Annotated in this window: 12 protein-coding genes; 8 read left to right on the forward strand and 4 right to left on the reverse strand. The window is 68.5% G+C overall.

Annotated features, from left to right (window positions below; genetic code table 11):
* The first annotated feature begins 78 nt into the window (after positions 1 to 78).
* Positions 79 to 993, forward strand: coding sequence for a LysR family transcriptional regulator (locus FBZ83_RS14920; protein ID WP_145684171.1), 915 nt, complete (start codon positions 79 to 81; stop codon positions 991 to 993).
* On the opposite strand, the gene FBZ83_RS14925 is transcribed toward FBZ83_RS14920, so the two are convergent.
* Positions 960 to 2,030, reverse strand: coding sequence for an MBL fold metallo-hydrolase (locus FBZ83_RS14925; protein ID WP_247888314.1), 1,071 nt, complete (start codon positions 2,028 to 2,030; stop codon positions 960 to 962). The genes FBZ83_RS14920 and FBZ83_RS14925 overlap by 34 nt on opposite strands.
* Positions 2,031 to 2,094: 64 nt before the next feature.
* On the opposite strand from FBZ83_RS14925, the gene FBZ83_RS14930 reads away from it, so the two are divergent.
* Positions 2,095 to 3,000 (forward strand): LysR family transcriptional regulator, encoded by a 906-nt coding sequence (locus FBZ83_RS14930; RefSeq protein WP_145684174.1) that lies wholly within the window; start codon positions 2,095 to 2,097, stop codon positions 2,998 to 3,000.
* 45 nt (positions 3,001 to 3,045) lie between these two features.
* Here FBZ83_RS14930 and FBZ83_RS14935 read toward each other — a convergent pair whose 3' ends face one another.
* The 3 genes from FBZ83_RS14935 to FBZ83_RS14945 are packed head-to-tail and all read right to left on the reverse strand — an operon-like array spanning position 3,046 to position 6,848.
* Positions 3,046 to 5,226, reverse strand: a complete 2,181-nt coding sequence (locus FBZ83_RS14935; RefSeq protein ID WP_145684176.1) for a xanthine dehydrogenase family protein molybdopterin-binding subunit — start codon at positions 5,224 to 5,226, stop codon at positions 3,046 to 3,048.
* Positions 5,223 to 6,224 (reverse strand): FAD binding domain-containing protein, encoded by a 1,002-nt coding sequence (locus tag FBZ83_RS14940; RefSeq protein WP_145684179.1) that lies wholly within the window; start codon positions 6,222 to 6,224, stop codon positions 5,223 to 5,225. Before FBZ83_RS14940 ends, FBZ83_RS14935 begins: the two co-directional genes overlap by 4 nt.
* A gap of 3 nt (positions 6,225 to 6,227) precedes the next feature.
* Entirely contained in the window at positions 6,228 to 6,848 is a 621-nt protein-coding gene (locus tag FBZ83_RS14945) for a (2Fe-2S)-binding protein (RefSeq protein WP_145684181.1), read from the reverse strand.
* Between the two features lie 449 nt (positions 6,849 to 7,297).
* Between FBZ83_RS14945 and FBZ83_RS14950 the strand changes: the two genes are divergently transcribed.
* The 6 genes from FBZ83_RS14950 (at position 7,298) to FBZ83_RS14975 (ending at position 12,171) form a co-directional block, all read left to right on the forward strand.
* Positions 7,298 to 8,005 (forward strand): GntR family transcriptional regulator, encoded by a 708-nt coding sequence (locus FBZ83_RS14950; RefSeq protein ID WP_145684187.1) that lies wholly within the window; start codon positions 7,298 to 7,300, stop codon positions 8,003 to 8,005.
* 42 nt (positions 8,006 to 8,047) lie between these two features.
* Complete coding sequence (locus FBZ83_RS14955; protein ID WP_145684189.1) at positions 8,048 to 8,899, forward strand: transporter substrate-binding domain-containing protein; 852 nt, start codon at positions 8,048 to 8,050, stop codon at positions 8,897 to 8,899.
* Positions 8,900 to 8,990: 91 nt separating this feature from the next.
* The gene (locus tag FBZ83_RS14960; RefSeq protein WP_145684192.1) at positions 8,991 to 9,656 is read left to right on the forward strand and encodes an amino acid ABC transporter permease; all 666 of its coding nucleotides are present in this window, start codon (positions 8,991 to 8,993) and stop codon (positions 9,654 to 9,656) included.
* A gap of 12 nt (positions 9,657 to 9,668) precedes the next feature.
* A complete protein-coding gene (locus FBZ83_RS14965; protein ID WP_145684193.1) occupies positions 9,669 to 10,334 on the forward strand; it encodes an amino acid ABC transporter permease in 666 nt (221 codons plus the stop codon).
* A 26-nt stretch (positions 10,335 to 10,360) separates the two neighbouring features.
* Positions 10,361 to 11,155 (forward strand): amino acid ABC transporter ATP-binding protein, encoded by a 795-nt coding sequence (locus FBZ83_RS14970; RefSeq protein ID WP_145684195.1) that lies wholly within the window; start codon positions 10,361 to 10,363, stop codon positions 11,153 to 11,155.
* Between the two features lie 92 nt (positions 11,156 to 11,247).
* Positions 11,248 to 12,171, forward strand: coding sequence for an aminotransferase class IV (locus FBZ83_RS14975; RefSeq protein ID WP_145684197.1), 924 nt, complete (start codon positions 11,248 to 11,250; stop codon positions 12,169 to 12,171).
* The last annotated feature ends 5 nt before the right edge of the window (positions 12,172 to 12,176 follow it).

A 12,176-nucleotide genomic window follows, 5' to 3' on the forward strand; every position in this document is an offset into this window, starting at 1 on the left:
TGGGGCTCCGGAACGGGGAAAGGTCGGGGGGCAGTGTGCCCCGTGTGCTTTTGCCCGGATATCCGCTAGGTTTGCGCAATGACTGTTCATAAACAGACAGCCTCCCTCAATTGGGACGATCTGCGGATCTTCCTGGAGCTTGCCCGCACCGGCAGCCTGTCGGCGGCGGCGCGCGCGCTGCGGATCAGCCACGCGACGGTCGGGCGCCGCGTCGCCGCGCTCGAGGAGGGGCTGGGCCGCCGTCTGGTGGAGCGGCGTGCCGACGGCTACGGCCTGACCACGGACGGCGAGGCGGTCTTCGCGCTGGCCGACGGGATGGACGAGCGCGCGCTGGCCATCCTGCGCCAAGCGTCGAGCCAGGGCGGGCACGAAGCCGGGCTGACCGGCACCGTCCGGCTGACCACCACCCCGGCCCTGGCCGACCGCTTCCTGATGCCGCGGCTGGGGCCGTTCCGCGCCCGCCATCCGGAGATCGATCTGGAGGTGATGGTGGACAACCGTTCGCTCAGCCTCGCGCGGCGGGAGGCCGACATCGCCATCCGGCTCGCCCGGCCGCAGCATGGCGACCTGATCGCGCGGCGGCTCGCCACCATGGGCTACGGCCTGTTCACCGCCGCCGGTGCGCCCGACGCGGTGATCGGCTATGACGAGGCGCTGGCTGACTTGCCGGAGGCGGTCTGGCTGGCCCGCCATATGGTTGGGCGCCGCGTCGCCTTCCGCTCCAACAGCCTGCAGACCCAGCTCGCGGCGGCGAAGGCGGGGTTCGGGGTGGCGCTGCTGCCCTTCTGGCTGGCGGCGGGGGAACCGGACTTGATGCCGGTGCCTGGTGAGGCGCCGCCGCTGGAGCGCGAGGTCTGGCTGGTGCTGCACCCGGACCTGCGCGACGTGCCGCGGGTGCGGGCGGTGATCGAGCATCTGGTCGTGCTGTTCACGGCGGAGTTCGCCGCTGCACCGGATCGTCAGAACTGCCAGTTCGCGGGGACCCAGGCGTAGCCGCCGTCGGTCTTGAGCATCCGTCCGAGGCCGGGAAACGGAAAATGGAAGCCCAGCACGGGGATGCGGTCGGCGGCGGCCCGGTCGAAGATGCGCCGGCGCGAGGCGAGCGCCGTGTCCTTGTCGCGATCGGGGCCGGGACGCCAGGGATTGTCGACGTTGACGACCGGGTGATAGGCGAGGTCGGCGGTCAGCAGCAGCTGGTCGTTTCCGGAATGGACAAGGAAGGTCGCCATGCCCGGCGTATGGCCGGAAGCGACGATCGTCGTGAGGCCCGGCACGATCTCGGCCCCGGCGTCATAGAGTTCGACATCCTTCCCGACCGGTTCGAGGCTGCTCTTGATCGCGGCGGCGAAGCGCCGGCGGAAATCCTCCGGAACCGGCATGTAGGACAGATCCGGATCGTTGCGGACGAAGAAATCCCAGTCCGCCCGCGGCACGAAGACAGTGGCCCAGGGAAACGACTTGCCGCCGCTCGCGGTCCTGAGATTGCCGATGTGGTCGGGATGGGTGTGCGAGATCACGATGGCGTCGATGTCCGCGGGGCCGAGCCCGATCGCCGCGAGGTTCTGGAAGATCCGACCGCCGTTCGGCCCCATCGTCGCGCCCGCGCCGGCCTCGACGAGGATCCGCCGTCCCCCGGTTTCGATCAGAAGGGTGTTCAGATTCAACGTCATGTGGTCCGTCGACAGGAAGGCGCGGCGCAGCACCTCCTGAAGCTCCGCTTCGGGGGCATCGCTGGCGTAGACGCGGGGCGGACCGCCGATCACGCCGTCGCTCAACACCGTCGCGCCGATGTCGCCGACGCGGAACCGGTAATGGCCGGCGTTGCCGCTCGCGGGGGATGGCGGCGATTGCGCCTCCGCGCCTCCGCCGCCGGCAACGAACAGGGTGGGAGCGCCGACGACCGCGGAAAGCATGATCGTGCGTCGGTTCAGGGTGAACGCGTTCATCGCTGTTTCCTTCTGAGTTGGGCGCCCCTCCGCCGCTTCCGTCTGCGGTGGAGGGGGCGCGACAATCAACCGCAGATCGACCATGACACGGTGTGATTGCGCTGATAAGCTCGGCAAATCTGAGCAGCTTGATTAGGCCAGCTTTGCAATGAACCCGATCCGCCTGGACAGCTTCGACGTGTTCGTGGCGATCGTGCGCTGTGGCGGCTTCCGCGCGGCGGCGTTCGAGCGGGGCGTCTCGTCATCGGCCTTGAGCCAGACGATGAACGCCCTGGAGGAGGCGCTCGGCATCCGGCTGCTCAACCGGACGACGCGGAGCGTGTCGCCGACGGAGGCCGGGCAGCGCCTGCTCGATCGCCTGGCCCCGGCCTTGAGCGACATCCAGCGCGCGATCGCCGAGGTCGACGAGCTGAGGGACAGCCCGTCGGGAACCTTGCGGATCAACGCGCCGGCCCCCGCCATCGACCATCTCCTCTGTCCGCTGGTGTTCGACTTCATGGACGCCTATCCCGAGGTGAAGATCGAGATCATCAGCGACGCGGCGGTGATCGACATCGTGGAGCAGGGATTCGACGCCGGCGTCCGCTTCGGCAAGCAGTTGGCGCAGGACATGATCGCGGTCCCCTTCGGGCCGTCGCTCCGATACGCGATCATCGCCGCACCGGACTACATCGCCCGGCATGGGCGGCCGGAGACGCCGCACGCCCTGGTCGGCCATGACTGCATCCGGCGGCGGTTTCCCGGCGGCACCCTGGTCACCTGGCGGTTCGCCCAGGGGGACGAGGAGCTGGAGGTCACGCCGGCGGGACGCCTGACGGTCAGCACGGTGCACAACGAGCTTCAGGCCGCCCTGGCCGGCCGGGGCATCGCCCATGTCCTGGACGATTATGCGAAACCCCATGTCCACGACGGGCGGCTGGTGGAGCTTTTCCCGGACTGGAGCCCCACCTTGCCGCATTGGTTCCTCTATTACCCCAACCGCCGCCTTCCCAGCGCGGCGATGCGGGCGTTCCTCGATCACATGAAAGGCTACGACTGGACGGCCGGCGGCTGAACGGAGGGTTTTTGCGCGCCGGCCCGGGCGGTTGGGCGAGGGGAGCTAGAGCAGGTCCTCGATGCGGATCGGCAGATGCCGGATGCGCTTTCCGGTCGCGTGGTGGACGGCGTTGACGATGGCGGCGGCGGCGCCGACCATGGCCACCTCGCCGAGCCCCTTGACGCCCGATATGTTCAATCGGTTGTCCGGCTCGTCGATGAAATCCACGTCGATGGCGCCGATGTCGGCGTTGACCGGCACCACATACTCCGCAAGGTCGTTGTTGAGGACGCCGCCGAACCGCGGATCGCTTTCGGCGGTTTCGCGCAGGGCGGCGCCGATGCCCCAGACCACGCCGCCGCGGACCTGGCTTTCCGCCGTGCGGCGGTTCATGACCCGCCCGCAATCGGCGACGCTGACCACCCGCCGAACGCGCACGCGCCGCGTCGACGGCTCGACATGGACCTCGGCGAAATGCGCGATCCAGCTGAAGGCCAGGAAGTCGGGGTATTCGGGACCGGTCACCACGGGCATGCCCCGGCGCAGCTGCTCGATCGCCTGCCGGTCCTTGCCGAGCGGCAGGGTGTCCACCGACACCTCCAGAAAGGGGCGCCGGGTCCGGGCGAGCTGGGCATGAACGGGCTCGTCCGTCAGCGCCGCCCCGGTCAATTGGGCCAGTTCCTCGCGCAGCTTCAAGGCGGCGGCCCGCGCCGCCGGCGCCGCGCTTCCGGCACCCCAGGAGCCCGCGGTGAGGTGCTGGGGGGCGTGGCCGGTGTCGCCGATCCGGATGTCGAGCTTGCCGGGGTCCACGCCGAGAACCTCGATCAGCTCCGCGGCGATGACGCTGCGCAGCCCCTGTCCCATTTCATGGCCGGACGTCGCAATTCGGCATTGGCCGTTGGCCGAGAGGCGGAGCGTGGTGACCGAGGGCGTCATCGCCGCCTTGTAGCTGCCGCAGGCGACGCCGAGGCCGATGCGGTCGCCGTTGGCGGCGACCAGGGCGCCGGGCTCGCTCGTCCATCGGTCCCAGCCGAACAGCGCGGCCCCGCGCGTCAGGCAGGCGGCGAGATGGCGCGAGGAGAAGGGCTTGCCGGTGAGCGGATCACGCTGGGTGTCGTTGGCGAGGCGCAGCGCGACGGGGTCCATGCCGAGCGCCCCGGCGAGTTCGTCGATCGCGCATTCGGTGGCGTAGCTGGCCGGATGCTCGTGCGGGGCGCGCTGGTGCCCGGGGGTCTGGGTGTCGACCCGGACGATGCGCTCGCGTCCCAGCCACGCGCCATAGCCATACAGGCGCGGTGGATTGGCGCCGTGATCGCTGGCGAAGCCGTCATACCGGCTGTTCTGCTGCACCGTTTCGTAGATGCCGGCGAGCAGGCGGCCATCGCCGTCCGCGGCAAGCCGGACGCGATGCCGGCTGTGCGGGCGATAGGACGCGGTGTGGAACAGCTGGCCCCGCGGCATGACGAGCTTGACCGGGCGGCGCAGCAGCAGGGCGGCGCTCGCCACCAGCACGCTCTGCTCCTGGACGCCGTTCTTCTGGCCGAACCCCCCGCCCGTGTAGGGGCTGACACCGCGCAGCGCCTGCGGCTCCATCCCCATCATGCCGGCCAGACCGCCGGCAAAGGCCGCGGCGGACTGCGTTCCCTCGTAAATCCGCAGCGTGCCGTCCTCGAACGCGGCGGTGGTCGAGATCAGCTCGATGGGGTTGTGATGCTGCTGGGGGTGTCGATACTCCACATCGACGATATGGGCGGCGTTGGCGAAAGCCGCCTCGGCGTCGCCGGACGCCTGCTGGCTGACGGGCTCCGGCTCCGGGGTGGCAAGGCTGTCGTCCATTTCCGCGCTGAACGGTTCCTCGGCGTAGCGCACCGTCACGGCTTCGGCGCCTTCGACCGCCGCCTCCAGCGTTTCGGCGACCACCAGGGCGACCGGCTCACCCCGATGGCGGACCTGCGGGCCGATCATGGGCTGGTAGCCTTTTCCCGGCTGTCCATAGGCGCCGCGGGCTGCGGGCGTCGTCCGGATCTGTGCGAAATCACCATGGGTGAAGACGCGCACGACACCCGGAACCGCCACGGCCGCAGCGGTGTCGATGGACAGAATTTGCCCCTTGGCGATCGTCGCGGGCACGGTCATCGCGTGGAGCAGCCCCGGAAAGGGCTGGTCGGCGGCGTACAGCGCACGGCCGAGCACCTTCTCGTGGGCATCGATCCGGGGGCGGTCGGCGTTGCGGCTCGGCGTCATTGACTCTTGCTCCCGGCGGTGATGAGGGCGTCGGCGAGGGTCCGTGCGCCGAGTTCGATCTTGAACGCGTTGTGGCGGCCGGCGCGGGCGTCGGCGAAGGCCGCTGTGGCCGCCGCCAAGGCTCCCTCGCGATCGAGCGTGCGACCGCGCAGGAAAGCCTCGGCCGCGCGGGCGCGCCACGGCACGGTGGCCACTCCGCCGAGCGCCACATGCGCCTGCCCCACGCGGTCTCCGTCCATCTCCAGCGCCACCGCGGCGGAAACCAGCGCGAAGGCGTAGGATTCGCGGTCGCGCACTTTGAGATAGACGGAGTTCCGGCCGGCGGCGGTCTTCGGCACCGCGATGCCGGTGACGATCTCTTCGCGGCCGATGGTGAATTCGAGATGAGGGGTCTGGCTGGGCGGCCGGTAGAGTTCGGAAATCGGGATCACCCGCGTTCCGTCGCGGCCCTGCAGCTCGATCGTGGCATCCATCGCCATCAGGGCAACCGGCCAGTCTCCGGGCGACACGGCGTTGCACGCCTCGCTCGCCCCCAGCACCGCCTGCGACCGGTCCAGCCCGCCAAGCGCGGCGCAGCCGGAGCCCGGCTCGCGCTTGTTGCACGGGTAGGTGCCGTTCACGCCGTTCCTGAAATAGGGGCAGCGCGTCCGTTGAAGCAGGTTGCCGCCGACGGTCGCCATGTTGCGCAGTTGCTGGGACGCGGCCTTCGACAGGCTCTCCGCCAGCACCAGATAATCGCGGCTCACCACCGGATCCTCGGCGACATTCGCCATCAGCGCGGCACCACCGAAAAACAGCCGGTCGCCGTCGGTGTCGATCCGGTCGGCGCCTTCCAGATCGGCGATGTCGATCAGATGCGCCGGCCGCTCGATGCCGAGCTTCATCAGGTCGTAGAGATTGGTGCCCCCGGCGATGTAGCGGGCGCCGTCGCCGGCCGCGACGAAGGCATCGATCGCTTCACGGGCCGTCCCGGCGCGGACGTAGGACAAAGGCTTCATGGCTCAGCTCCTCTCGATCTGGGGAGCGGCCTGCTCGATCGCCGCGACGATGCCGACATAGGCGCCGCAGCGGCAGATGTTCCCGCTCATGTACTCCTTGATCTGCTCCGGCGTCGTGGCGTGCCCCTCCTTGACGCAGGCGATCGCGGCCATGATCTGGCCCGGCGTGCAGTACCCGCATTGCAAGGCGTCGTGGTCGATGAAGGCCTGCTGCATGGGATGAAGACCGTCCGCCCCGGCGATGCCTTCGATCGTCGTCACGTCACGGCCGTGGGCTTTGGCGGCCATGGTCAGGCAGGAGGCGATCCGGCGGCCGTTCATGTGGACGGTGCAGGCGCCGCATTGGCCGTGATCGCAGCCCTTCTTCGCGCCGACGAGGCCCAGCCGTTCGCGCAGCAGGTCCAGCAAGGACGCCCGCGCATCGATGTCCAGCGCCGCCGGACGGCCGTTGACGCGGAAGGAGACAGGGACGGTCACGCCGTTCTCCGGCGAGGGCTGCGGGCCGGCCTGTTGGGCGAGCCCGGTGGTCGGCAACATCGCTCCGCTCAAGGAGATGATGGTCCCGGCCTTCAGAACCCGCCGGCGGGTGGTTTCGAGACGGTGCTTGCCTTGTGAGTTCGGCATCTGAACTCCCTCGATGATGGCATCATGGTGATCGCCGGCCGCGTGCGGGACAGGGGCCGTGGGATCGCAGAGCAATGAGAATGGTTCGCGACCACCGGGAGAATAAGGCGCGTTGTCCTGAGCGGACTGGTAAGCTGTTCTTTGCAATTGACGATGAGTCCCCGCGGAAGCGGGGGAGGCCAAGCCAGCTTGGAAAGGGTGCCTCGCGCGATGCGATCACCACCGAATTCCTATTTTCGATCAATGGCATAGGCACTAGGGGTGCCAGTGTCGGAAGTTGCCGTGAAGCGGGCTTCTCCACCCTGTTCAGCAAAAGGCCGCAGCGGCAGGCCTGTTCCGGTGACCATGGATGGGATGATCACATTCGTGTGATGAGGCCGGCGTCGCCGGTTGACTCCCAGCAATCCATACGGCAGATTGTCAACAATCGACTGATGACGGTGGACGGAATGACCAAGGGCAGGGCAGGGGAAGCGGTTTTGGCGCGGGTGCCGAAATCGACCTTTCGCGCCCACATCGCGGATGGGTTGCGGGCCGCGATCCTGAATGGCGACATCGAGCCGGGGGCCCAACTCGTCGAGACCGCGCTGGCCGAACAATTCGGGGTCAGCCGCGGCCCCTTGCGCGAGGCCATGCGGCAGCTCATCGACGAGGGGCTGCTGGTTGCCGTGCCCTACACCGGGACGCACGTCGTCGGTCTGTCGGTCGATGACGTGCGCGAGATCTATTCGATGCGCGTCACCCTGGAGATCTTCGCCTTCGAGCAGATCTGGGCGCGGCGCGAGCCGGCGTTCCGCCAAGGTCTGGTCGCCCGCCACGACGCGCTCACCGCCTGCATCGACGCCGAGGACGATGCCGCCAGCATCGTCGCCGAGCTGCAGCTGCACGGCTTCGTCTATGAGGCGACCGGGCACAAGCTGCTGATCAGGACCTGGGAAAGCATCCGCGGACGCCTGCAGCTCTATTGGGCGGCGCACCACCGGGCGCACGGCATCCGCGGGCCGCGCCGCGACGGCCACGACCGCTATGTGGCGATGGCGCTCGCCGACGACTTCGATGCGCTGAAGGCTGAAATCACCGACCACATGGCCCGCGGCGGCCAGCAGACCGAGGCGTTCCTGCGCAACCGGGAGGCCGGTGCCGTTCAAGGCCCCTGACCGGACCCATAAAAGACGACGCACAGACAGAGGAGGCTTACGATGACCATCAACCGGGGGACCATCGACCGCAGGACCCTGCTCGGCCTTGCCGCGGCCGCCGCTGTGGGACTGTCGGCTCTGCCGGCGCTCGCCGCTTCGCCCTCCACGCTGGACCGGGTCAAGGAGAGCAAGCGGCTGCGCATCGGCGTGACCTCCGCCGAACCGTGGTTCTTCAAGGACCCGATGACCGAGACCTGGACCGGCGTCGGCGTGGCGATGGGCCAGCGGCTGGCCGCCAGCCTCGGCGCCACCCTGGTTCCGGTGGAGACGACCTGGGCCAACGCGGTGGGAGCGCTGCAGGCCGACCAGATCGACCTGATGTTCGTCCTCGACCCGACCGAGGAGCGCCGCAAGGCCATCGACTTCCCCGAATCACCGCTGTTCTACTACGCCATGGGCGCCCTGGTCGCCGCCGACTCACCTATCAAGGCCTGGGCGGACATCGACAAGCCGGGGCTGCGCATCGGCGTGACGCTGGGCACCTCGCTCGACAAGAACGTCACGGCGATGGTGAAGCAGGCGGCCATCAACCGCTTCTCCAACAACGACGAGACCATCGCGGCCTTCGCGGCCAAGCGCATCGACGTCGCCGTCCAGTTCCATCCGGCGCTGGTCGTCCAGCAGACCCGCCTGCGCCTGGGCAAGGTCATCCTGCCGGAGCCGGTGGAACCGGTGGCGACCAGCGTCGGCCTGCGCAAGGAGGAGAATCCGGCCTTCCGCGACTGGCTGGACGGGCAGCTCAAGACCCTCTACGCCGAGGGCGTCCCCGATCAGGTGTTCGCCGCCTACCTGAAGTCCAAGAACGTCGACGCGTCGAAGATCCCGGGCCTGATCAAGGAAGCCTGGCGCTGACCGTCCGAGGCGGCGGAGCGGGTCCGCCCCGCCGCCGTCCCGCTCCGCATCGGGCCGCAAGCCGCGCAAAGGACAGCGACAAGGACGCCGCATGACCTACCAATGGGATTTCTCGCCGGTCCTTATGAGATGGCCGCTGCTGCTCGACGGTCTGTTGAACACGGTCAAGATCGCGGCCATCGCCATACTCTTCGGCGTCATGGTCGGGCTGGTTCTGGCGCTGCTGCGGCTGTCGCCGCGGCGGTACCTGCGCCTTCCGGCGGCGGTCTTCGTCGAGTTCTACCGCAACACGCCGCCCATCGTGCATTTCTTCTGGTTCTTCTATGCCCTGCCGGTGGTGCTCAACATCAGCCTCGACCCGCTGGTCGCCGCCGTGCTCGCCCTGTCCACACAGTCCGGCGCCTTCTATGCCGAGGTGTTCCGTGGCGGCATCCAATCCATCGAGCGCGGCCAGTGGGAAGGGGCGAGGGCGCTGGGCATGTCCCACACCCAGCTGATGCGGCGCATCGTGCTGCCCCAGGCGGCGACGCGCATGATCGCTCCCTTCGTCGAGCGTTCCTTCGAGCTGATCAAGACCACGGCGCTCGCCTCCACCCTGGCCTATGGCGAGCTCCTCTATCAGGCGATGATGGTGAACAGCGAGACCTTCCGGCCGCTGGAAGTCTACACCGCGGTGGCTCTGCTCTATCTGGTCCTGCTGGTCTCCTGCAGCGCTCTGGCCCGCCTCGCCGAGGCGCGGCTGGTCGCCTACCGCTGAGGGGGCGGCGCGATGGAATACAGCTTCGACTTCGCACTGGTGGTCGAGACCTTCCCGATCCTGATGCGCGGCTTCCTGGTGACGCTGCAATTGTGGCTTCCCAGCCTCGCCATCGGGTTGGCCGCCGGCTTCCTGCTGGCGCTGGCCCGGCTGGCGCGGAGCCGGCTCCTGCGCGGCGGCAGCCTCGTCTACATCGAGCTGTTCCGCGACACCCCGGTGCTGATCCAGCTCATCTGGTTCTACTACGCCTTCCCGATCCTCATCGGGGTGCAGCTGTCGCCCTTCGCGGCCGCGCTGCTCGCGCTGGCGCTGAACACCTCCGCCTACGGGGCGGAGATCTTCCGCGGCGGCATCCAGTCGATCGCCCGCGGCCAGTGGGAGGGGGCGAAGGCGCTGGGCATGCGGCACGCCGACGTGCTGCGCCGGATCATCCTGCCGCAGGTCTTCAAGCTGATGCTGCCGGCCTTCACCAACCGCGCGGTCGAGGTGGCCAAGATGTCGTCGCTGGCCTCGGTCCTGTCGGTGCATGAGCTGATGTATCAGGGCCGACTGTTGAGCTCGACCTACTACCGGCCCTTCGAAATCCTCACGACGGTGGCGGTCGTCTATTTCGTCCTGATCTACCCGGCCACCTTCCTGTCGATGACCCTCGAACGCCGCATGGCCGGCAAGGGATGACGGTCATGCAAGCGGAGCCCCTGTCCATGCCAGAATCCACCCTCCCGCCGCCCATCCTCCAGGTGTCCGGTCTCCACAAATGGTTCGGATCGCTGCATGTGCTGCGCGGGATCGATTTTTCGGTAGCGGCCGGCGAGCGCGTCGCCATCATCGGCGGCAGCGGGTCGGGGAAGAGCACCTTCCTGCGCTGCCTCAACTTCATGGAGATGCCGACGGCCGGCCGGATCGCGCTCGACGGCACGCCGCTCGGCCGCGCCGCCGCCGGACGGCCGGACGAGGTGCGCTATCCCGAGGGCGAGCTGTGCCAGGTCCGCGAGCGCGTCGGCATGGTTTTCCAGCAGTTCAACCTGTTCCCGCACATGACCGTGCTGGAGAACGCCATGGAAGGCCTGGTCACGGTCAAGCGGATGAAGAAGGCGGAGGCGCGCGAGCGCGCCCTGCGCGAACTGGACAAGGTCGGGCTGGGCGGCAAGACCGACGTCTATCCCGGACGCCTGTCCGGCGGCCAGCAGCAGCGGGTGGCCATCGCCCGCGCGCTTGCCATGGAGCCGGAAATCCTCCTGTTCGACGAACCGACCTCGTCGCTCGACCCCGAACTGGTGGGCGAGGTGCTGCGGGTCATCCGCCAGCTGGCGGAGGAGGGCAGGACCATGCTGCTGGTCACCCACGAACTGGGCTTCGCCTATCATTTCGCCACCAAGGTGATCTTCCTCGCCGACGGCGTCTTCCACGAGGTCGGGACGCCGGACGAGGTGCTGAAGCATCCCAGGCAGGAGCGCACGCGCGCGTTCCTGGAGCGCTTCACTGAATTTTCCTTCTGATCCTTCGGATTGATCTTCCTCCCGGACATCCGGGAACACGCGGCGCGGGGCGGGCCGGCAAGGCCGGCCGCCGCCGGGAAAGGACACATGTGATGGTATCGAACAGCGCGGTCAGCCGGACGAGTTCGCAGGGCTATGTCGATGATACCCGCAACGACGAGGTGCTGATCTATGTGAACGGCGCGTTCTTCAAGCGCGACGAGGCGAAGGTCTCGGTCTTCGACGCCGGCTTCGTGCTGGGCGACGGGGTGTGGGAAGGGCTTCGCCTGGTCAAGGGGCGCATCCTGGCGCTCGACGACCATATGGACCGCCTGTACGAGGGCGCCAACGCCATCCAGCTCGACATCGGCATGACACGCCAGGAGCTGGTCGTGGCGATCCAGGCCACGCTCGACCGCAACGGCATGACGGACGGCGCCCACATCCGCCTGATGGTCACCCGCGGCCGCAAGAAGACGCCCAACCAGGACCCGCGCTTCGCGCTCGGACAGGCGACCATCGTCATCATCGCCGAATACAAGGCGCCGAAGCCGGAATCGAAGGCCAACGGGCTGACGCTGCTGACCTCGACCATCCGCTGCAGCGGCCCCGACGTCTTCGACCTGCGGCTCAACTCGCACAGCCGCCTCAACTTCATCCAGGCGCTGATCCAGGCGATCAACGCCGGGGCCGACGAGGCGCTGATGCTCGACCCGCATGGCTTCGTGGCGAGCTGCAATTCGACCAACTTCTTCATCGTCCGCAAGGGGGAGCTCTGGACCTCGACCGGCCGCTTCAACTTCAAGGGCATCACCCGCGCCAAGACGATCGACCTCTACCGCAAGGACGGCGGCACGGTGCGCGAGCACGACTTCACCCTGGCGGAGGTCTACGGGGCCGACGAGGCCTTCGTCACCGGAACGCTGGGCGGTATCACGCCGGTGGTGCGGGTCGACGGCCGGCGGATCGGCGACGGCAAGCCGGGGCCGGTCACCGCGCACATCGCCGACCTGTACGCCCGGGCGATGCTCGGCTGACGGCG

Origin of the sequence: Azospirillum brasilense (assembly GCF_007827815.1) — a bacterium.
In the GTDB taxonomy this organism is placed as follows: domain Bacteria; phylum Pseudomonadota; class Alphaproteobacteria; order Azospirillales; family Azospirillaceae; genus Azospirillum; species Azospirillum brasilense_C.